Raw genomic sequence first — 21,511 nt, 5'->3', positions numbered from 1 at the left:
GAACTGCACTGATGGCCCTGGCAATTTTTGATCTGGACGAAACCCTGATCCACGGCGACTGCGCCACCCTCTGGAGCGAGCAAATGGGCCGCCTGGGCTGGGTCGATCCCGAGTCGTTCATGCGTCAGAACAACGAACTGATGGACGCTTACAGCCACGGCAAGTTGCGCATGGAAGAGTACATGGACTTCAGCCTGGAACCGATGATCGGTCGCACACCGGAGGAGGTCGAGCACTTGGTGGGGCCTTGGGTGGAAGATTTTATCGAGCCGATCATCTTCAGCGACGCCACCAAAGCCATCGCCGCCCATCGCAAGGCCGGCGACCGGATTCTGGTGATCTCGGCCTCGGGAACGCATTTGGTCAAGCCGATTGCCGACCGTTTGGGCATCGATGAGATTCTCGGGATCGAGCTGGAAGTGGCGCACGGGGTGTACAGCGGCAATACCCTTGGCACGTTGACCTATCGCGAGGGCAAGATCACCCGGTTGCTGGAATGGCTGGATGCCGAAGAGGAAAATCTGGAAGGCGCGAGTTTTTATTCCGACTCTCGCAACGATTTGCCGCTGCTGCTGAAGGTGGATTTCCCGCATGTGGTGAACCCCGATCCGGTCCTGCTTGAGCATGCCGAAAAGGCCGGTTGGCCAATCCATATCTGGAAGTAAAAGCAAAAGATCGCAGCCTCGCTTCGCTCGACAGCTCCTACAAATGGATCGCTTACACCTGTAGGAGCCTGTCGAGCGAAGCGAGGCTGCGATCTTTTGGCAGCCAACCTGATTTCAGCTCAGGCTTTCGTCGATCACCAATACCAACTTCCCCGACACCTTATTAGTCGCCAGTTCCGCAAACGCCGCTTCGGCATCCTTGATCGCAAATGTCCTGGCCAGTTGCGGGCTCAAACGCCCTTCGGCAAACAGCGGCCAGACGTGCTGGCCGAGATCACTGAACAAATCGGCCTTGAACTGCTCGTCGCGACTGCGCAGGGTCGACCCCAGCAGTTGCACACGCTTGGCCAATACCTGCGCCAGATCCAGCTGCGCCTCACGACCGCCCATCAAGCCAATCAGCACCCATCGACCATCGCGAGCCAACAGCTTGAGGTTCAACGCCGCATAGTTGCCACCCACCGGGTCGAGGATCACGTCGAACGGCGCAAGATCATTCAAGCTGTCCAGATCGCCATTGCGCACTACGCCACCCTGTGCGCCCAACGCTTCGCTGTACGCCAGACGCTCGGCGGAACCGACGCTGACCCAGCACGGGTTACCAAACGCCTTGCACAGCTGAATGGCAGCTGAACCGATTCCACTCGCTCCGGCGTGCAGGAGAACTTTCTCACCCGGTTTGAGCGCAGCCAGTTGAAACAAATTCAGCCAAACGGTCGCATACACTTCCGGCAATGCTGCCGCCTCGGCCAGGGACAAACCTTCGGGAACTGGCAACACATGCCGTCCGTCGACAACTACCTCTTCGGCCATCCCGCCCCCGGCCAGCAAGGCGCAAACCCGATCGCCGACCTGCCAGGAAGAGCCCGGGCCGACCTCGCTGATCACCCCCGAACACTCAAGACCCAGTACTTGACTGGCCCCCGGCGGTGGCGGATATAGCCCCGCCTTCTGTAACAAATCGGCGCGATTGAGTCCTGCTGCCGCCACCCGGATGCGAACTTGTCCTACATCGCACGTAGGACTCGGCTCTTCAACCCACTCCACTCGCCCCTCAACGCCTTGCAATGCTTTCACAGTGCCTCCATAGTGAGTCTGGACTGAGCCCGAAGCTGTAGCGCCGGGCTTTTTGCATTATGCGACCGGTCCTTGTGGATCCGGCGACTTCAAAGACGGCCTAATATGCGTTATCAATTGTCACCGCGTCGAATCAGCATGAAGCATCTGCTCCCCAGCACCGCCCTCGCTCTTGTCCTTGGTCTCGGTCTTTTGCCGATGTCGAGCAATTCGTTCGCAGCCAACAGCTGGGACAAGCTTCAGCCCGATCGTGACGAAGTAATCGCCAGTCTGAACGTCGTCGAATTGCTCAAGCGTCACCATTACAGCAAACCACCGCTTGACGATGCACGCTCCGTGATCATCTACGACAGCTATATCAAGCTGCTGGATCCATCGCGCAGCTACTTCATGGCCAGCGATATTGCCGAATTCGACAAATGGAAAACCCAGTTTGACGACTTCCTCAAAAGCGGCGACCTGAACGCCGGGTTCACCATCTACAAGCGCTACCTGGACCGCGTCAAGGCGCGTCTGGACTTTGCCCTTGCCGAGCTGAACAAAGGCGTCGACAAGATCGACTTCACCGCCAAGGAAACCTTGCTGGTCGATCGCAAGGATGCCCCTTGGCTCAAGACCACCGCCGAGCTGGACGACCTGTGGCGCAAACGCGTCAAGGACGAAGTGCTGCGGATGAAGATCTCCGGCAAAGAGTCGAAGCAGATTCAGGAAACCCTGACCAAGCGTTACAAGAATCAGTTGTCGCGTCTGGACCAGACCCGCCCGGAAGACATCTTCCAGGCGTACATCAACACCTTCGCCATGTCCTACGACCCGCACACCAACTATCTGTCGCCGGATAACGCGGAAAACTTCGACATCAACATGAGCCTGTCCCTCGAGGGTATCGGTGCCGTGTTGCAGAGCGACAACGATCAAGTGAAAGTCGTGCGCCTGGTGCCTGCCGGCCCAGCCGACAAGACCAAGCAGGTTGCACCGGCCGACAAGATCATCGGCGTGGCCCAGGGCAACAAAGAGATGGTCGACGTGGTCGGCTGGCGCCTGGACGAAGTGGTCAAACTGATTCGTGGTCCGAAAGGCACCGTGGTGCGCCTGGAAGTGATTCCGGCCAGCAATGCGCCGAACGACCAGACCACCAAGATCGTGCCAATCACCCGCGAAGCGGTGAAGCTCGAAGACCAGGCGGTGAAGAAGTCGGTCCTCAACCTCAAGCAGGATGGCAAGGACTACAAGCTCGGCGTCATCGAGATCCCGGCCTTCTACCTGGACTTCAAGGCCTTCCGTGCCGGCGATCCGGACTACAAGAGCACCACACGCGACGTCAAGAAGCTGCTGACCGAGCTGCAGAAAGACAAGGTCGACGGCGTGGTCATCGACCTGCGCAACAACGGCGGCGGTTCCTTGCAGGAAGCCACCGAGCTGACCAGTCTGTTCATCGACAAAGGTCCGACCGTACTGGTGCGTAACGCCGACGGCCGGGTCGATGTGCTGGAAGATGAAAACCCGGGGGCGTTCTACAAAGGCCCGATGGCGTTGCTGGTCAACCGTTTGTCCGCCTCGGCTTCGGAGATTTTCGCCGGCGCCATGCAGGACTACCACCGCGCACTGATCATTGGTGGCCAGACCTTCGGCAAAGGCACCGTACAGACCATTCAGCCGCTCAACCATGGCGAACTGAAACTGACCCTGGCCAAGTTCTACCGGGTTTCCGGTCAGAGCACCCAGCATCAAGGCGTGCTGCCGGACATCGATTACCCGTCGATCATCGACACCAAGGAAATCGGCGAAAGCGCCCTGCCGGAAGCCATGCCGTGGGACACCATTCGTGCGGCCATCAAGCCTGCGCTTGACCCGTTCAAACCGTACATCACGCAGCTCAAGTCCGAGCATGACGTGCGCACGGCCAAAGACGCGGAGTTTGTGTTCATCCGCGACAAACTGGCCCTGGCGCAGAAGTTGATGAGCGAAAAAACCGTCAGCCTCAATGAAGCTGACCGTCGTGCACAACACGCCGATATCGAAGCCAAGCAACTGGCCATGGAAAACATCCGTCGCAAGGCCAAGGGCGAAGAGCCGCTCAAAGAACTGAAGAAAGAAGACGAAGATGCCCTCGCGGCCGAGCCGGACAAGACCAAGCCAGAAGACGATGCTTATCTGAGCGAGACCGGGCGGATTCTGCTGGATTACTTGAAACTCAACACCGCGGTTGCCAAGCACTAAGTTGTTACAAGCAAGATGATGGCAATTTAATGCCGACGCTCCCCGGAGCGTCATCAAACAGTCATCATTCTGTCGTGAAATACAGGACTGGGCGTGCTCTTTAACGAGAGCACGCCCAGTCCTTTTTTTATCGCCAGAGAACGCCATGACCACGACCGAACAGCTGAGTGCCTTGAGCTCGATACTGACTCAAAGCGGTTTGCACAGCCTGTTCCAGCCAATCATTTCTCTCTCCGAACGACGTATCATCGGTTACGAAGCCCTCAGCCGTGGCCCCTCCAACAGTCCGTTGCACTCCCCCATCGCCCTGTTCTCGGTAGCCCGCCAGGCCGGTCGCCTCAGCGAACTGGAGATCGCTTGCCGTCAAAGTGCTTGCCGCCGTTTCAATGAACAGCAACTGCCCGGCAAACTCTTCCTCAATGTGTCCCCGGAATCCCTGCTCGAAGCCGCCCACCAGCCCGGACGCACTTTGCAACTGCTGCAGGATTTCGGCATACCACCGAGCCAGGTGGTGATCGAACTCACCGAACAGACCCCGACCGACGATTTCCAGTTGCTGCAAACCGCCCTGCATCACTATCGGGCGATGGGATTTTCCATTGCACTGGATGATCTGGGTGCGGGTTATTCGAGCTTGCGCCTCTGGTCTGAATTGCGCCCGGATTACGTCAAGATCGATCGGCACTTTATCGATGGCATTCACCAGGACGCGCTCAAGCGTGAATTCGTCGGCTCGATCCTGCAGATCGCCAAGGCTTCACGGGCAAAAGTGATCGCCGAAGGCATCGAATTGCCGGAAGAACTCGCCGTGCTGACCGAAATGGGCGTCGATCTGCTGCAAGGCTATCTGCTCTGCCGGCCCCAGGAGCATCCGCCCCGCGATGCCCGAACCTTGATGCCCAAACCAAACAGCGTCGCCGCGATACTGAACGAGGAAGTCAGTGACCTCAGCGCCCTGCTCAACGACCAGCCGGCGGTGGCCAGCGACACCCCGACCGCCACCGTACTGGAAGCCTTCCGCCGCCAGGCCAACCTGAACTCCCTGGCGGTGCTCGACGAACAGGGTCAGCCCTGCGGCATCGTCCACCGTCATTCGCTCTCGGACGCCCTGCTCAAACCCTTTGCCACCGACCTGTTCGCCCGCAAGCCCATCAGCCGCTTGATGAGCGACGACTTCCTCGCCGTGGAGCTGAGCCAGTCGCTGCAACAGGTCAGCCGCCTCATCACCAGCCGCGCCCGTCAGCGCATCGAAGAAGACTTCATCATCACCCTCAACGGCGGCTATCTGGGGCTGGGCCGAGTGATCGACGTGCTCAAATTGATTACGGAACTGAAAATCCAGCAAGCCCGCTACGCCAACCCGCTGACCCTGCTACCGGGCAACGTACCGATCCAGCAATGCCTGACACGGCTGCTGCAACAGAAACGGGAATCGGTGATCTGCTACGTGGACATCGACAGCTTCAAACCCTTCAACGACATCTACGGCTACGGTCGCGGGGATGAAGTCCTACTGTGCCTGGCGCAATGCCTGAACGACCGCGTCGACCCGTCCCGCGACTTCGTCGGCCATATCGGCGGCGATGACTTCCTGCTGGTCCTCGGCCCGGAAGACTGGCGCAAACGCCTGAATCAACTGCTGGACGACTTCCACAGCCAATGCCGACGCTTTTACCGCAGCGAACACCTGGAAGCCGGCTGCTTCATCGCCCCCAACCGGCAAGGCGTAAGACAGGAATTTCCGTTGTTGTCCCTGTCCATCGGTGTGGTGCATTTGCATCCACAGGCTTGCGGACAACTCGATGCGAGTCAGTTGGCGGAGATGGCCTCGCAGGCCAAACACCACGCGAAGAATGTGCCGGGGTATAGCGTGCATGTGATTGATAGCCTGACGGTGCCCGGGATTACTTGACCAGATCAGCCTCGCTCCCACAGGTTTTGTGTCGTACGCAATATTCACAAACGACACAAAACCTGTGGGAGCGAGGCTTGCCCGCGAAGAGGCCCGCTCAGGCACCACAAATTTCCAGGACTAATCCGTCACTAGACAATGCGGTGGCGGCTGTACGCAGGTGTGGAAGACCAGGACGTTAGGCACCCGCGCACTCGAAAGCGCCCCGCGCACAGCCACCATAAAACACAGACGATAAAACACGCCGAGCTGGTGGCGCTTGCTGCGCCTAACGATAGAAGGGCTTCCACGCCCTGTCACTGAATTTGCAGTGACAACCCCAAGACTATCGATGGAGCGCATCGCGCACCAGTTCATGAAAACCGCTACAACTTGAAGGAAATCTCCAATGGATCTGCCCGGCAATAAACACGCGAAACTTTGCGGGGGATCAATCAGGAAAAAAGTCAGGAAAGGATGATGTGGATGTAGGTCGATTCGCTAATGATCACTCCATTAATCAACAAGCAGGCAAAAACGCAAACGTGGCGGGAGGTTTCCCTCACGCCACGTTCGTTTATCAGACACACAATTGTTTAATCTGCAGAACCGCGAGACGCCAATTCTTTCAATTTGAGTTCGGCCAGCGGATGCCCGGCCTTCGCCGCCATTTCCCACCAGCGAGCCGCTTCAGCCGGATCAGGCGCCTTGCTCGGCGTTCCGGTCAGGCTGATCACGCCAACCTGATAGGCCGCCTTGCCATCCCCCGCCAACGCGGCCAGGCGCAGTAATCGCACACCTTCCTCGCGAGCCCCAAGACCGACGCCGCGAAAGGCCAGAATGTGGCCGTAGAAGCTCTGGGCGCCGACATCACCCAGGTTCGCCATGCGGGCGAACTGGCCCTCGAGCCAGCTCCAGCCTCGCGGCTGGCGCACGAACCACGACCAGTGAAACAACCGGCGGGCCAGCCAGTAACTGGCCCGCGCCTTGAGTCGTAGAAACACTCAGGCTTCCGCCGACTCGGGGTACTCGTATTCAAACACTCGCACCACTTCCGAGGCATGCCAGGACGCGGCAGCCACGCCATCGGACGGGCCGGAAAAGCGCCCGAGACGCTCGACACATTCGAAGAAGCCGGTGCGCGGCAAGCGGCTGGCGCCCTGGCTGATCACCAACGAGCTACGCAACGGCTGCTCGGCTCTGGCATCCAGCGCCGCCAGGTGCTCAAGAGCTGCGGTCAAGGTTTGCATGGCCGGCGTGGGTAGCTGCAAACGCTCCAGCAACGCCCGATAAGTCAAAAGATGGCGCTGACGACGCGCCTGATCCAGCTCCCCCAACAATCCATCCCAATGTTGACGACTGATGCGTACGCTCACGATTCATCCCTCCATCCTGGCACCGTCAATTCCCAGGCGAGGCTGCGGCGAATAGCAGCGTCAGGTTGACGCTCACCGCTTTCGATCAAGGCGAGATATGACGGGCTGATGCCTACCGTGCGGGCCAGCGCCTCAATGGCGATGCCCTTCCCTTCGCGCAAATTGCGTAGTTGATCCAGACCCGGAAGAATCTGGTCTGGTGCCGCCGCGGGAGGCACTGTGGCGTCACGCGGTGGTTGTTGCTTGATGCCTGCTGCTTTCAGTAGAGCCTGATACTGAGCCCATGGCAGAACCGCATATTCGGGTTCGCCTTCGCGTGTAATTATCTGAATATCCATGACTACCCCGTAGGACAACGACACTGAGCGAGTCGGCGCTTTTCCTTAGAAGTGTAATCCTAACAGCGGCCAAGGTCGCGGGGGGGTATGAATATCTGGAGGATTCTGAATTGGCTCAGTTTTTTTTCGGGCCCTGCAGCTGTAATTGTTCGGGGGTATCAGGCAAGCGTTCGACTACCGCGAGCTTCTCCGGCAGCTGACGCTTGCGCCAGGCGCGGAAGGCGTTGAGCTCGTCATCGAGGACTTTCATCAACCAGGCCAGCACGGCGATGTCGTCGAGCATGCCGAACATCGGGATGAAATCCGGGATTGCATCTACGGGGCTCAGGAAATACATCAGGCCGGCCACCACCGAAAGCAGTGCTTTCGGGCTGATGGCCCGGTATTCGCCACGCCAGTAAGCCAGGCAGAGTGCCTGCAACAGGCGCAGATCGTCTTTGAGCTTACCCAGACGATTACCCTGGCTGGCCCCTTTGCTGGCAACCGCGAACAGCAGGGTCGGCAAACGACCACGGGCGAGCAGGCGTCCGGCCAGAGGCAGGAAACGAGCAAAATTCCAGGGCGTTTTCATTTGTTCCTCCCGCTGAAATGTTATCCACACAAATTGTGGATAACCTTGTGAACAGAGCTGCATTTCACCGCTGAAAGCCCCGTTTTATAAGGGCCTGACTCAGATCGGGCGTTTTTTACTCACATAAAAAAACCCCAAGATTTCATTGACTTGGCGTTCTGGCCCGTCTAGCTCGGGCGCCCTCACTGGCTATGACTTCAGCGTACCGTATCCGTTCGCTTTGTTTACCTCCACTGAACGCCAGATGCAACAACGCCCCGCATAAGCGAGGCGTTGTTTTTAGAGCAGACGCGAATTACTTGGCGGCGTCTTGTTTTGCTGGATCCTTGATGGCCAGCAGCTCCAGGTCGAATACCAGCACCGAGTTGGCTGGAATCGCAGGGCTTGGGCTTTGGGCGCCGTAAGCCAGTTCGCTAGGGATGTACAGTTTGTACTTCTCGCCAACGTGCATCAGTTGCAGGCCTTCAACCCAACCCGGAATCACACCGCTGACCGGCAGATCGATCGGGCTGCCGCGCTCGACGGAGCTGTCGAAAACGGTGCCGTTGGTCAATTTACCAGTGTAGTGAACAGTCACTACGTCGGTCGGCTTAGGCTGAGCGCCGTCGGCCTTCTGGACCACTTCATATTGCAGGCCGGAAGCCGTGGTGGTGACACCGGCTTTCTTGCCGTTCTCTTCGAGGAATTTCTTGCCGGCGGCTGCCGACTCTTCGCTCATTTTGGCCAAACGCTCTTCAGCACGCTTTTGCAGTGCTGCGAAGGCTTCAACCAGTTCTTCATCCTTCAGTTTCTGTTCTTTCTTGCCGACGGCATCTTCGATGCCTTGGGCTACAGCTTTGGAATCCAGGTCATCCATGCCTTCCTGAGCCAGGCTTTTGCCCATGTTCAGGCCGATACCGTAGGAAGCTTTTTGCGCCGGGGTTTTCAGCTCTACGCTGGTCTGCGAATCACAACCCGCAAGTACCAGGCCAACCAGGGCCACCGCCGCCGCCAACCGATGCTGTTTCATGCTATTTCCTTGTTCATGCGCCTAAAGGGCAATCGAGTAAAGCCGCGAGCTTATCAGGCCGCCACGACCAATGGCTACCGGCATGAGAGCAGGAAACGTCTGATAAGTTCAGGTGTTTAAACGCATTTCGGCTATAGAACGATGAAGCTTCTGTCATTTGGCTCTTACAGACTCAAGGGCCGGTTCCCACAGCCTCTGGCGTAATGGCCTCTTGCCGCACTTCGTCAGCTGAGGCATAAGAGAAGCTACAAATTGACAAGGATGTTTATCTTGCGCCTCATATTCCGTTTGCTGATGCTGATCGCAGTACTGCTGGGGCTTGGCCTCGCCGTGGTGCTGTACTATGTCGCCAACCCGAAATTGCCAGCCTGGTCACCGGCGCAACAGGTGAATTACCTGGAGCAATGGAGCGCCGCCGACCGCCAGGCTTACTACTTCACGCCTCAGGGTACCCAGGTCAAAGGCTTGCGTTATGACTGGTTCAACGCCCTGGAATTGCCCTTCTCGCAAAAACGATTCGCCGCTCCTGAATACCTCGCACGCTTTGGTTTTCTGATCGACCCAAGCCAGAAAGCCACGCCGAACAACCCTGGTAACCTGCCCGTCGGTTTTGCCCGTCATCAAAACCCCGGCAGCCAGGACGAGTTTCTGGACATCACCTGCGCCGCCTGCCACACCGGCGAATTGCGCTTCAATGGCGAGGCCGTGCGCATCGATGGCGGCTCAGCCCAGCATGTATTGCCGTCCAGCGTTCCTACGCTGCGAGGTGGCAGTTTCGGACAAGCATTGGTCGCCAGTCTGACCTCGACTTACTACAACCCCTGGAAATTCGAACGTTTCGCACGCAACGTTCTGGGGCAGGACTACGAGGCACGGCATCAACAGCTGCGCCAGGATTTCAAAGTATCCCTCGATACCTTCCTGAAGGTGGCCTGGAACGACACCCATCGCGGCCTCTACCCCACCGAAGAAGGTCCCGGCCGCACCGATGCCTTCGGGCGTATTGCCAACGCCAGCTTCGGCGACGCGATTTCACCCGCCAACTACCGCGTGGCCAACGCGCCGGTGGACTACCCGCAACTGTGGGATATGTGGACCTTCGACTGGGTGCAGTGGAACGGTTCGGCGCAGCAACCGATGGCCCGTAATATCGGTGAAGCCTTGGGTGTGGGCGCCACGCTGAATTTCTTCGACAGCAGCGGGCAGCCGCTCAAGGGCGACGACCGCTACCCGTCCAGCGTCCGGGTACGTGATCTGCACCGGATCGAAGAAACCCTGCAACGACTCAAACCGCCCGCCTGGCCGGAAGCCCTGCTGGGCAATATCGACAAGCCCTTGGCTGCAAAAGGCCGCGAACTGTTCGCTGAAAACTGCGCCGGGTGTCATGTCCCCCGCGTCACCCAAAGCGACGGCAGACCCGTGCAACATCTGAAATTGCTGCCTGTGGGGGTGATTGGCACAGACCCCGGCGCCGCCAACAATATTGCTGATCACCGCTTCGACCTGACGGCCTTGCAGTGGGATCCGGCAGAGCTTGCGCAACTGGACGTACAACTGCACCCAACACCCACAGAACCCTTGGATATGAGCCAGTTGTCCGTGGCTAAGGGACTGGCTTACGTCACTGCTTTCATGGGCAATCAGGCCTACCGCGAAGCCAATGTGACACCCGCAGAGCGCCCGAACCTGGACGGATTCGGCCTGCCGATCGGCGTTCAAGAGTTGCGTAGCTATAAAGCCCGACCACTGGCGGGCGTCTGGGCGACGCCGCCGTTTTTGCATAACGGTTCGGTACCGAGCATTTATCAACTGCTCTCGCCACAAAGTGAACGCGCGCCCACGTTCTACAAGGGCACCTTTGAATACGACCCCAAACATTTGGGCTATCGCACCGAAGCCTTCACCAATGGTTTTGTGTTCGACACGCGCATCACCGGTAATCACAACAGCGGCCACGAGTTCCGCGCAGGTGAGCGCGGTAACGGCGTCATTGGTCGTCTGCTGCAACCGGAGGAACGCTGGGCGCTGCTGGAATACCTGAAAGTGTTGGGCGGCCCGATGGAGTCGCAATTGCCAGACCGCCGTCTCAGTCAAAAGGATTGACCCATGCTGATTACTCTCTGGCTGCGCCTGGGCGCCTTCCTCGGCAAAACCCTGCTGTGGTTGCTGGGTCTGGGTCTGCTCGGCTGGGCGCTGCTCATGGCCTGGTCCACCTGGCAACATCGCGGCCCGGTATCGGCTGAAGAATTGATTCCGGACGGCGAAGCGGCAATGACCCAGGACATCATCCAGACGGCCGTGCGTATCGTCGATCAACACCGTGAAAGCACCCGCTACCTGCGCGATGCCCATGCCAAGGCCCATGGCTGCGTGAAGGCCGAGGTTCAGGTGCTGCCGGATCTGGCAACGGAGTTACGTCAAGGCGTGTTCAGCGAACCGGGCAAAACCTGGCAAGCAATGATGCGGCTGTCCAACGGCAATGCGTATCCGCAGTTCGACAGCATCCGCGATGCCCGGGGCATGGCGATCAAACTGTTCGATGTGCCTGGTAAACAGCTGCTGAGTGACCGACAAGGACACAGCGAACAGGATTTCGTGATGTTCAACCATCCGAACTTCTTTGTCAGCGATGTCGCCGAGTATCGTCAGAATGTGGCCGCCCAGGCTGACGGCAAAAAAGCGATGGCGTTCTTCCCAGGCTGGGACCCGCGCACCTGGCAGGTTCGCCATCTGTTTATTGCGCTGGCGACGCTCTCCCCTGCCCCAGCAAGCCCGACGCAGACCACTTACTTTTCGGTTTCGCCATACAAGTTCAGTGACGCCAACGCCAAATTCCGGGTGATGCCAGATCCTGATAGCTGCCCGGTCTACGCGCTGCCCACGCAAAATCAAAACCTGCCGAACTTCCTGCGCAGTGCGCTGAACCAGCAGCTGTCGACTGATCGGGTGCCGGCGTGTTTCGTCTTGCAGATTCAGCGCCAGGATGCGGGCAAGTACATGCCGATCGAAGACACCAGTATCGAGTGGAGCGAAAGTGACGCGCCCTTCGAAACCGTGGCCCGGATCAAACTGCCTGCCCAGGATTTCGACACCCCGGCGCTGAACCTGCAATGCGACAACCTGTCGTTCAACCCATGGTTCGGCCTTGAAGCCCATAGGCCGATTGGCGGGATCAACCGGTTGCGCAAAGCGGTGTACGAGGCCATCAGCGACTACCGACACAGTCGTAACGCCGAACAATAGGCAAGGCAGAAACGAAAAACGAGATCCGAACAGGTCAACGCCTGTCAGTTACGCGCGGAACCTGTGGGAGCGGGCTTGCCCGCGATAGCGACCTCTCTGACACATCAATGGTGAATGTGCTGCAGTCATCGCGGGCAAGCCCGCTCCCACAGGGATTTCGCGTAACTGACTAGTATTACCCGAACAGGTCGATCTTTCAGTGGAAGGCCAGCACAAAGCCAAATCCCAGACAGCAAAAAGCCCGCATTAAGCGGGCTTTCTGTGGTGATCTGGCGTTCAGCGTTCCAGATACCGAATATGGCGCAGCGGACGGGACTCGAACCCGCGACCCCCGGCGTGACAGGCCGGTATTCTAACCGACTGAACTACCGCTGCGCGTAGCGTTGAAAGTAAGTGGTGGGTGATGACGGGATCGAACCGCCGACATTCTGCTTGTAAGGCAGACGCTCTCCCAGCTGAGCTAATCACCCTTTACCTTCGTTGCGGGGCGCATTGTGCCACAGATTTTCATAAAGTGTTGATTTAATTGATAAAAAATCAAAAAAAATCTGAAAACCAGTAAAACGACACACCCTGCAGGAACTACAGTCAAACAACAGACAGAAAAAAACCCGCGTTAGCGGGCTTTTCCGTGGTGACCTGGCGTTCAGCGTTCCAGGTTACCGAATATGGCGCAGCGGACGGGACTCGAACCCGCGACCCCCGGCGTGACAGGCCGGTATTCTAACCGACTGAACTACCGCTGCGCGTAACACTAAAACGAATGGTGGGTGATGACGGGATCGAACCGCCGACATTCTGCTTGTAAGGCAGACGCTCTCCCAGCTGAGCTAATCACCCTTCACTTTCGGTGTGGCGCGCATTCTACGGAGCGACCCAACCTCTGGCAAGCACTTTTTTAATTAATTTTCTCAGGCCTTCCAAAGGCTTAGAGAAGGGTTGGCCTATGGCACCACGAAGACAATAATGCCCCCCTTTGTATAAAGGAGAGACTCACCCCATGTGGTTCAAAAACCTGCTTATCTATCGCCTGACCCAAGATCTGCCTTTTGATGCCGAGGCGTTGGAAACTGCACTGGCCACCAAACTGGCGCGTCCATGTGCAAGCCAGGAGTTGACCACCTACGGTTTCGTCGCGCCATTCGGTAAGGGCGAAGACGCGCCGCTGGTGCACATCAGCGGCGACTTCTTGCTGATCGCTGCTCGTAAGGAAGAACGCATTCTGCCGGGCAGCGTCGTACGTGACGCGGTGAAGGAAAAGGTCGAAGAGATCGAAGCCGAACAAATGCGCAAGGTCTATAAAAAGGAACGCGACCAGATCAAGGATGAAATCATCCAGGCTTTCCTGCCCCGCGCCTTTATCCGTCGCTCGTCGACCTTCGCCGCCATCGCGCCGAAACAGGGCCTGATCCTGGTTAACTCGGCTAGCCCGAAACGTGCCGAAGACCTGCTGTCTACCCTGCGCGAAGTGATCGGCTCGCTGCCAGTACGTCCGCTGACGGTGAAGATGTCGCCAACCGCCACCATGACCGAATGGGTCACCACCCAGAAAGCCGCGGATGATTTCTTCGTGTTGGACGAGTGCGAACTGCGCGACACACACGAAGACGGCGGCATCGTGCGCTGCAAGCGTCAGGACCTGACCAGCGAAGAAATCCAGTTGCACCTGAGCACCGGCAAAGTGGTCACTCAACTGTCGCTGGCCTGGCAGGACAAACTGTCGTTCGTGCTTGACGACAAAATGGTGGTCAAGCGCCTGAAGTTCGAAGACCTGCTGCAGGATCAGGCGGAACAGGACGGTGGCGACGAAGCCCTCGGCCAACTGGATGCCAGCTTTACCCTGATGATGCTGACCTTCGGCGACTTCCTGCCGTCGATGGTTGAAGCGTTGGGTGGTGAAGAGACGCCACAGGGTATCTAACAACAACCGGTTCCCCTTGAAGGAACCGGATCAAATGTGGGAGCTGGCTTGCCTGCGATGGCAGTGTGTCAGACGGCTTAAATGTAGTCTGACACACCGCCATCGCAGGCAAGCCAGCTCCCACATTGATTGGATTTCCAAACAGGGAATCTCACTTATTCAGCAAGGATCAGGCCATGCGCGCACTGGCTGCATTGAGTCGTTTTGTCGGCAACACCTTCGCTTACTGGGTACTGATTTTCGCCGTTGTGGCGTTTCTGCAACCGGCCTGGTTCATCGGTTTGAAAGGCGCCATCGTCCCGCTGCTGGGGCTGGTGATGTTCGGCATGGGTCTGACCCTCAAGCTCGAAGACTTCGCCGAAGTCGCTCGTCATCCATGGCGCGTGGCCCTGGGCGTGGTCGCCCATTTCGTGATCATGCCCGGCGTGGCGTGGTTGCTCTGCCAGGTTTTCCACCTGCCACCGGAAATCGCCGTCGGGGTGATTCTGGTCGGCTGCTGTCCAAGCGGCACCTCGTCGAATGTGATGACCTGGCTGGCGCGCGGGGATCTGGCGTTGTCGGTGGCCATTGCCGCCGTCACCACCCTCCTCGCTCCGCTGCTGACGCCGGCGCTGATCTGGTTGCTGGCCTCGGCCTGGTTGCCGGTGTCATTCATGGAGCTGTTCTGGTCGATCCTGCAAGTCGTGCTGCTGCCGATCGTGCTCGGTGTAGTTGCCCAGCGCTTGCTTGGTGATCGGGTACGTCACGCGGTAGACGTGTTGCCACTGGTGTCGGTGGTGAGCATCGTGATCATCGTCACTGCCGTGGTGGCTGCCAGCCAGGCGAAGATTGCCGAATCCGGCCTGCTGATCATGGCCGTGGTGATGTTGCACAACAGCTTCGGCTACTTGCTGGGTTACTTCACCGGGCGCCTGTTCAACCTGCCACTGGCCCAGCGCAAATCCCTGGCACTGGAAGTCGGCATGCAGAACTCCGGCCTGGGCGCGGCCTTGGCCAGTGCGCACTTCTCGCCGCTGGCGGCGGTGCCAAGCGCGTTGTTCAGCGTCTGGCACAACATTTCCGGGGCGCTGCTCTCGACGTATTTCCGTCGTATGAGCGAGAAAGAAGACCGGCAACTCGCTGCTCAGCAGACAGCGGATTAAGCCGCAAACTTGATCCTCGGATTAATGATGGGCACTCTATTGCACAATGCGGGGACGACCTCGCGGCTCGATCGAGTGATTAATCCGGGGACGACCCCATCCATTGATGGAGGTCTTTGATGTCCTGGATCATTCTGTTTTTCGCTGGCCTGTTCGAAGTCGGCTGGGCCGTCGGCCTGAAATACACCGACGGTTTCAGCCGCCCTCTTCCTACCGCACTGACCATTGCCGCCATGGCGATCAGCCTTGGCCTGCTGGGCCTTGCCATGAAGGAATTGCCGCTGGGCACGGCCTATGCGGTATGGACTGGCGTGGGTGCGGTGGGCACGGTGATCGCCGGGATCATTTTGTTTGGTGAATCCATGGCGTTGTTTAGGCTGGCGAGTGTGGCGTTGATCATTGCCGGGTTGGTTGGGCTCAAGGTTAGCGCTTAGGCCTCTACCGCTTTCGCGAGCAAGCCCGCTCCCACATTTGACCGCATTCCAATGTGGGAGCGGGCTTGCTCGCGAAGAGGTCCGCAAAGTCACCGACTATCTAACGGCCCCACGCAACTCCCCCACCAAACCTTGCAATGTCGCCGGTTCAGCCGCTTCAACGGCCACCGCCGGCCCCGCCACCAAAGTCACCCGCGACCACAGCCGACGAAACACGCCCTTGTCCGGATCACGGCTGAAGAAACTCCCCCACAACCCCTGCAATGCCAGCGGAATCACCGGCACCGGCGTTTCTTCGAGAATCCGCGTCAGCCCGCCCTTGAATTCATTGATCTCGCCATCGGCGGTCAACTTGCCTTCAGGGAAAATGCACACCAGCTCGCCGTCCTTCAGATACTGGGCGATGCGGGTGAAGGCTTTTTCGTAGATCTGAATGTCTTCCTGACGCCCGGCAATCGGAATCGTCCCCGCCGTGCGGAAGATGAAGTTCAGGACCGGCAGGTTGTAGATTTTGTAATACATCACAAAGCGAATCGGCCGACGCACTGCGCCGCCAATCAGCAACGCGTCGACGAACGACACATGGTTGCAAACCAGCAATGCCGCGCCTTCATCGGGAATCAGCTCCAGATTGCGATGCTCGACGCGGTACATGGAATGGCCAAGCAGCCAGATCATGAAGCGCATGCTGAACTCGGGGACGATTTTGAAGATGTAGGTGTTGACGCCGATGTTCAACAGCGACACCACCAGGAACAGCTGCGGGATCGACAACTTGGCGAGGCTCAGCAAGACGATCGACACAATGGCCGAGACCACCATGAACAGGGCGTTAAGGATGTTGTTGGCGGCGATCACCCGGGCACGCTCATTCTCGACGGTGCGCGACTGGATCAGCGCATACAGCGGCACGATGTAGAAACCGCCGAAGATTCCGAGCCCGAGTATGTCGATCAACACCAGCCAGGCGTGACCAAACCCCAGGACTTCGATCCAGCCATGACCGGCAACGCTGTCTGGAATCCCGCCTGAATGCCACCACAGCAGCAAGCCAAACACCGTCAGACCGAATGAGCCAAACGGCACCAGACCGATCTCGACTTTGCGCCCGGAGAGTTTCTCGCAGAGCATCGAACCCAGTGCGATACCGACCGAGAACACCGTAAGAATCAGCGTCACCACGGTCTCGTCACCGTGCATCCATTCCTTGGCATACGCCGGGATTTGCGTCAGATAAATAGCCCCGACAAACCAGAACCATGAGTTACCGACGATCGAGCGCGATACCGCAGGGGTTTGCCCCAGGCCCAGCTTCAAGGTGGCCCAGGATTGGCTGAAGATGTTCCAGTTCAAACGCATTTCCGGCGATGCCGCCGCGGCCCGGGGAATGCTGCGGCTGGCCAGGTAACCGAGTACCGCGATCCCGATGATTGCCGTGGACACGACCGGCGCGTAGTTGCTGGTGGACATCATGATCCCGGCACCAATCGTCCCGGCGAGAATCGCCAGGAAAGTGCCCATTTCCACCAGACCGTTGCCGCCCACCAATTCTTCTTCGCGCAAGGCCTGCGGCAGGATTGAGTACTTCACCGGCCCGAATAGCGCCGAGTGGGTGCCCATGGCAAACAGCGCCACCAGCATCAACGACAGGTGATCGAACATGAAACCGACCGCCCCTACCGCCATGATGACGATTTCCCCGAGCTTGATCAGACGGATCAGTGCGTCCTTGGCGAACTTTTCCCCGAATTGCCCGGCCAAAGCCGAGAACAGGAAAAACGGCAAGATAAACAGCAACGCACACAAGTTGACCCAGATCGAACGGTCACCCTCGATGGTCAACCTGTACAAAATGGCGAGGATCAGCGACTGCTTGAAGATGTTGTCATTGAAGGCCCCGAGGGACTGCGTGACAAAAAACGGCAAGAAGCGGCGAGTTCGAAGCAAGGTGAATTGTGAGGGGTGACTCATCTTCCATGTGTCCCTGATTTTGGCTGGAGAGTGGCGCGGATACTGTTATTGGATGCCGGACATCGATCCAGGCCACAGATTACCTAATCTTTGCCGGTTATTTCTTTAATCCTGCAATGCACGGCGAGACAAACAGCTCACCTCGCCACGCACCCTGCACCGTACGCTTGGCGACTATCAGCCACATCACTGCCAGCATTGCCACCAACAGGCAACCAAAGACACTGAAAAACGTCAGGCTCAAGGTGCTGGCCAGTTTCAGCGTAGCCAGTGAATAGACCCCCAGCGGGAAAGTGAAGCCCCACCAGCCGAGGTTGAACGGGATACCGGCGCGCAAGTAACGCACGGTGATCAACAGCGCAATCAACATCCACCAGAGCCCGAAGCCCCACAGCGTGATGCCGGCCACCAAGCCAAGCCCCGCGGCGATCTCTCCGATGCCCGGCAGACCGTTGGCGGCAAAGATCGCTGGCGCGTCGGCGCCCAACAGCAACATGCCCAGCGCACCGGTGCCAATCGGCCCAAGGGCCAGCCAGCTAGAGGCGGCCATGTTTTCGTGGGGCAATTTATGCAACGCCATGCGCAGCAACAGGATGGTCAGAATGCTGAACGCTACCGGTAGGGAAAAGGCCCAGAGCACGTAGCTGGTCACCAACACCACCAGTTGTGAATGAGCATCGGCCAAGTACGGCGCCAGCAAGCCACCGCTGGCAGCCGCCACTTCCGCTGCCACCACCGGCAACAGCCAGACGGCGGTCATCTGGTCGATGCTGTGCTCTTGACGGGTGAACATCATGTAGGGAATCAGTACGCCGCAAGCCAGCGACATCGCCACGTCGAGCCACCAGAGCACTTCGGCGAGATGAATCACACCATCACCCCAGCGCGGCAAACCGAACAGCAGAAAGCCATTGATGATGGTCGCAAGACCCATGGGAATGGTGCCGAAAAACATCGAAACCGTGGAATGGCCGAAAATCCGCCGCGCCTCGTCGAAGAACATGACCCAACGGGCGGCATACATGGCTGTGAACAAGACAAACAGGACAATATTGAACAGCCACAGGCCTTCGGCAAACGCATGCAGACCGGGATTCGACACCGGCAATTGCGCAAGCGCCAGCGCCAACACACCCGTGCCCATGGTCGCCGCGAACCAGTTGGGAGTGAATTGTCGGATGGCCTCTCGAGGGTGATGCAAGTGACTGAACGGTTTGATACCGGGTTTAACGCTATGGGTGCAGGTCATGGTGAACTCCTGTCCTCTCGTGAGGTGGAGTTCATGGTAGATCCGAATCGAATATCGATATAACGGGTAATATCTCTAACTGTTATCTGTTTTGCAGATAAGTATCAGACGCTACCTTTCCTCTCGATCACTAATATCCTCGCCACACCCAGCGGATGAGCCACATGCTCGGTGCCCACCGAGGCATAAAAGATATCGCCGACTTCGAGTAGCGTTTCCTTTTCCAGGCCTTCTTCGCGATAACGCATCTGCACCCGCCCATCGAGCACCACGAACACTTCCTGGCCATCGTTGATGTGCCATTTATAGGGCTGATCGGTCCAGTGCAAACGGGTGGTGATGCCATTCATGTTGGCGATGTCCAGCGCCGCCCAGGCGCGGTCACCGATGAAGGATTTGCTGCGGATGATCTTCATGGGTCGGTCCGTCGAAATGAATGGCAGTTCAAAGGCTAACGGTCATCGAACATCGACGCCACTGACTTTGACAGTCGGCACACGCATCAACCCGACCAGCGCACCAAGCGACAGAATGATCAGCACCGCGCCATAACCATCGGTGGTTGCCACGAGGCCAAAGGTCCGCGTCAGACCGCCGGCCAGCAACGACGGCAAGCAGAACGCCAGGTAACTGAGCACATAAAACGCCGACATCAAACCCGCCCGCTCATGAGGCAAGGCCAGCGGCACGATGCTTCGCAAGGCCCCCAGGAAACCCGCTCCAAAACCGCCGCCCGCCACCAGGGTACCGAAGAAGAACAACGGCAGGCTGGCGCTATGTACCGCCAGCAGAATCAGCGCAACGCCCGCAGGCAGCAGGCTCGCGCCCAACAGCAAGACTTTGTCGGCCGGCCGATTACGCAAGGTGTAGATCATCAATGCACCGGTCACTGTCAACACGGCCACCGTAGCCCCGCCAATCAGATTCGAGGTGGACCCGGTGGCGGTCCGCACCAGAGACGGTGCCAAAGAAGCGAAAAAACCACCGAGCGCCCACACCGCTAGATCTATCGGCAGCACCCGCCACAGCATACGCCGCGCCTGAATCGGCACATGCAAGGTCGGGTGCAGCGAGGCCCAGGCACCCGATTGCCGTGTGACGCTTTCCGGCAGGCGCCAGACGTACAGCGCTTGCATCACAAACAGCGCGAACAGCACCCAATAGGTCAATTGCAGCGGCAGCGGTGCAAACTCGGCCAACACGCCGCAGCCCATGGCACCCAGCGCCATGCCCAGCAACGGCGCGACGCTGTTGACCATCGGCCCTTGCTGACGGTCGGTGTCCAGCAGCGCCGCACTTAAAACGGCGGTGGCCATGCCCGTGGCAAAACCCTGCAGGACCCGCGCACTGATCAGCCAGGCAACGCTGTCGGCGCTGATAAACAGCAACATCGCCAGCATGTTCAGCAATATGGCGGTAAAAATCACCGGTTTGCGCCCCAGATAATCCGAAAGCGAACCGACCGTGAGCAACGCCGCCAGCAAGCTGAGGGCGTAGACCCCGAAAATCAGGGTCAGGGTCGCTGCCGAGAACTGCAGGTGTTCTTGATACAAGTGATACAACGGCGTTGGCGCGGTGGAAGCGGCGAGAAAACTGAGTAAGGTGATCGCCAGAAACCACAGGCTGGAACGGTTTGACGTTAGACGGGACATAAGCACACTCCGCAAAAGCTAACTTTTTGCTTTTGCGGAGTGTGCTACTGGCAAACGCTTAAAGCAAATTCTTTGTGTTAAGGTCCGCCATATGGCTATTAAAGAAGGTTTACGTCCTGGTGGCCGCAGCGCCAGGGTGCAAGAGTCGATTCATGCGGCAGTTCGCGCGCTCCTCGAAGAACAGGATCGCGCGAGCGTGACCGTGCCGCAAATCGCTGTCCGGGCCGGGGTGACGCCGTCGACCATTTACCGGCGCTGGGGTGATCTGTCGGTGCTACTGGCCGACGTCGCCCTCGCCCGCATGCGCCCCGACGGCGAACCGGCCAACACCGGCAGCCTGCGCGGAGACGTGCGGGCCTGGGCGGAGCAATATCTGGACGAAATGAGTTCCGAGCCCGGGCGCAACATGATGCGTGACGTGCAATCCAGCGCCACGCCGGGCTATTGCGTGACGATCATTGGCGGGCAGTTGCAGACGATTCTGGATCGCTATCCCGAGCAGCCGAAGCCGAGTGTCGATCGACTGATCAATATGGTGGTGGCGCCGACGGTGTTTCGCATCCTGTTTGCGACGCAGGCGCTGGAGGTTGAAGAGTTGCATCGGTTGATTGATATTGCGTTGAGTCAGTGAGACCGCCTTCGCGGGCAAGCCTCGCTCCTACAGGTATTGCGTAACCTTTGCGGGAGCGAGGCTTGCCCGCGAAGAGGCCCGAAAGCACACCAAAAATCCAACTGACTCCCAACCTGCGACA

General features: G+C 58.4%; 19 protein-coding genes and 4 tRNA genes. 9 read left to right on the top strand and 14 right to left on the bottom strand.

All coding sequences use genetic code 11. From position 1 onward, the window contains the following. Window positions 1-11: 11 nt before the first annotated feature. Window positions 12-665 (top strand): HAD family hydrolase, encoded by a 654-nt coding sequence (locus F6R97_RS24735; RefSeq protein WP_048394384.1) that lies wholly within the window; start codon window positions 12-14, stop codon window positions 663-665. Between the two features lie 114 nt (window positions 666-779). Here the strand turns inward: F6R97_RS24735 and F6R97_RS24730 are convergent, their stop codons facing one another. Continuing rightward, window positions 780-1,742 carry a zinc-binding dehydrogenase gene (locus tag F6R97_RS24730; RefSeq protein ID WP_315867230.1) on the bottom strand — a complete coding sequence of 321 codons (963 nt, stop codon included), beginning with the start codon at window positions 1,740-1,742 and terminating at the stop codon, window positions 780-782. A 138-nt stretch (window positions 1,743-1,880) separates the two neighbouring features. Here F6R97_RS24730 and F6R97_RS24725 point away from each other — a divergent pair, with 138 nt between their 5' ends. Together F6R97_RS24725 and F6R97_RS24720 are read left to right on the top strand one after the other, a co-directional pair. Next, window positions 1,881-3,962, top strand: coding sequence for a carboxy terminal-processing peptidase (locus tag F6R97_RS24725; protein WP_197282282.1), 2,082 nt, complete (start codon window positions 1,881-1,883; stop codon window positions 3,960-3,962). Between the two features lie 145 nt (window positions 3,963-4,107). Continuing rightward, on the top strand, window positions 4,108-5,874 hold the full coding sequence (locus tag F6R97_RS24720; RefSeq protein WP_315867229.1) for a bifunctional diguanylate cyclase/phosphodiesterase: 1,767 nt from the start codon (window positions 4,108-4,110) through the stop codon (window positions 5,872-5,874). A 575-nt stretch (window positions 5,875-6,449) separates the two neighbouring features. On the opposite strand, the gene F6R97_RS24715 is transcribed toward F6R97_RS24720, so the two are convergent. From F6R97_RS24715 to F6R97_RS24695, 5 genes are all read right to left on the bottom strand, one after another. Beyond that, the gene (locus F6R97_RS24715; protein WP_038979751.1) at window positions 6,450-6,857 is read right to left on the bottom strand and encodes an SEL1-like repeat protein; all 408 of its coding nucleotides are present in this window, start codon (window positions 6,855-6,857) and stop codon (window positions 6,450-6,452) included. Beyond that, window positions 6,858-7,229: a hypothetical protein gene (locus tag F6R97_RS24710; protein WP_007898892.1), complete on the bottom strand. Its 372-nt coding sequence runs from the start codon at window positions 7,227-7,229 to the stop codon at window positions 6,858-6,860. After that, a complete protein-coding gene (locus F6R97_RS24705) occupies window positions 7,226-7,567 on the bottom strand; it encodes a helix-turn-helix domain-containing protein (RefSeq protein ID WP_030131674.1) in 342 nt (113 codons plus the stop codon). Before F6R97_RS24705 ends, F6R97_RS24710 begins: the two co-directional genes overlap by 4 nt. A gap of 115 nt (window positions 7,568-7,682) precedes the next feature. Continuing rightward, complete coding sequence (locus tag F6R97_RS24700) at window positions 7,683-8,138, bottom strand: YkvA family protein (protein ID WP_048394375.1); 456 nt, start codon at window positions 8,136-8,138, stop codon at window positions 7,683-7,685. 295 nt (window positions 8,139-8,433) lie between these two features. Beyond that, on the bottom strand, window positions 8,434-9,147 hold the full coding sequence (locus tag F6R97_RS24695; protein ID WP_038979749.1) for an FKBP-type peptidyl-prolyl cis-trans isomerase: 714 nt from the start codon (window positions 9,145-9,147) through the stop codon (window positions 8,434-8,436). A gap of 270 nt (window positions 9,148-9,417) precedes the next feature. On the opposite strand from F6R97_RS24695, the gene F6R97_RS24690 reads away from it, so the two are divergent. After that, a complete protein-coding gene (locus F6R97_RS24690; RefSeq protein ID WP_315867228.1) occupies window positions 9,418-11,250 on the top strand; it encodes a di-heme-cytochrome C peroxidase in 1,833 nt (610 codons plus the stop codon). 3 nt (window positions 11,251-11,253) lie between these two features. After that, complete coding sequence (locus tag F6R97_RS24685; RefSeq protein WP_315867227.1) at window positions 11,254-12,390, top strand: catalase family protein; 1,137 nt, start codon at window positions 11,254-11,256, stop codon at window positions 12,388-12,390. A gap of 298 nt (window positions 12,391-12,688) precedes the next feature. Here F6R97_RS24685 and F6R97_RS24680 read toward each other — a convergent pair. The 4 genes from F6R97_RS24680 to F6R97_RS24665 form a co-directional block, all read right to left on the bottom strand. Beyond that, window positions 12,689-12,765 (bottom strand) — tRNA-Asp (locus F6R97_RS24680). Between the two features lie 19 nt (window positions 12,766-12,784). Next, window positions 12,785-12,860, bottom strand: a tRNA-Val gene (locus F6R97_RS24675). Between the two features lie 199 nt (window positions 12,861-13,059). Further along, a tRNA-Asp gene (locus F6R97_RS24670) sits at window positions 13,060-13,136 on the bottom strand. A gap of 18 nt (window positions 13,137-13,154) precedes the next feature. Next, window positions 13,155-13,230: transfer RNA gene (locus tag F6R97_RS24665), tRNA-Val, on the bottom strand. 160 nt (window positions 13,231-13,390) lie between these two features. Between F6R97_RS24665 and rdgC the strand changes: the two genes are divergently transcribed. The 3 genes from rdgC to sugE all read left to right on the top strand — a co-directional run bounded on the left by rdgC (window position 13,391) and on the right by sugE (window position 15,887). Continuing rightward, on the top strand, window positions 13,391-14,311 hold the full coding sequence (rdgC, locus tag F6R97_RS24660; protein ID WP_038979747.1) for a recombination-associated protein RdgC: 921 nt from the start codon (window positions 13,391-13,393) through the stop codon (window positions 14,309-14,311). Between the two features lie 176 nt (window positions 14,312-14,487). Beyond that, a complete protein-coding gene (locus F6R97_RS24655; RefSeq protein ID WP_315867226.1) occupies window positions 14,488-15,453 on the top strand; it encodes a bile acid:sodium symporter family protein in 966 nt (321 codons plus the stop codon). A 119-nt stretch (window positions 15,454-15,572) separates the two neighbouring features. Further along, the gene (sugE, locus tag F6R97_RS24650; RefSeq protein WP_038979745.1) at window positions 15,573-15,887 is read left to right on the top strand and encodes a quaternary ammonium compound efflux SMR transporter SugE; all 315 of its coding nucleotides are present in this window, start codon (window positions 15,573-15,575) and stop codon (window positions 15,885-15,887) included. A gap of 96 nt (window positions 15,888-15,983) precedes the next feature. Here sugE and F6R97_RS24645 read toward each other — a convergent pair whose 3' ends face one another. The 4 genes from F6R97_RS24645 to F6R97_RS24630 all read right to left on the bottom strand — a co-directional run bounded on the left by F6R97_RS24645 (window position 15,984) and on the right by F6R97_RS24630 (window position 20,759). Beyond that, a complete protein-coding gene (locus tag F6R97_RS24645) occupies window positions 15,984-17,858 on the bottom strand; it encodes an MFS transporter (protein WP_315867225.1) in 1,875 nt (624 codons plus the stop codon). A gap of 97 nt (window positions 17,859-17,955) precedes the next feature. Continuing rightward, window positions 17,956-19,107, bottom strand: a complete 1,152-nt coding sequence (locus F6R97_RS24640; RefSeq protein ID WP_050681345.1) for a TDT family transporter — start codon at window positions 19,105-19,107, stop codon at window positions 17,956-17,958. Between the two features lie 104 nt (window positions 19,108-19,211). After that, the gene (locus F6R97_RS24635) at window positions 19,212-19,523 is read right to left on the bottom strand and encodes a cupin (RefSeq protein ID WP_315867224.1); all 312 of its coding nucleotides are present in this window, start codon (window positions 19,521-19,523) and stop codon (window positions 19,212-19,214) included. Between the two features lie 42 nt (window positions 19,524-19,565). Then, a complete protein-coding gene (locus F6R97_RS24630; protein ID WP_315867223.1) occupies window positions 19,566-20,759 on the bottom strand; it encodes an MFS transporter in 1,194 nt (397 codons plus the stop codon). 91 nt (window positions 20,760-20,850) lie between these two features. Between F6R97_RS24630 and F6R97_RS24625 the strand changes: the two genes are divergently transcribed. After that, window positions 20,851-21,390 carry a TetR/AcrR family transcriptional regulator gene (locus tag F6R97_RS24625; protein WP_315867222.1) on the top strand — a complete coding sequence of 180 codons (540 nt, stop codon included), beginning with the start codon at window positions 20,851-20,853 and terminating at the stop codon, window positions 21,388-21,390. Window positions 21,391-21,511: the final 121 nt, after the last annotated feature.

Source organism: Pseudomonas sp. JV414 (assembly GCF_032424305.1).
Classification (GTDB): domain Bacteria; phylum Pseudomonadota; class Gammaproteobacteria; order Pseudomonadales; family Pseudomonadaceae; genus Aquipseudomonas; species Aquipseudomonas lini.
This window is presented reverse-complemented; position numbering and strand designations above follow the sequence as displayed.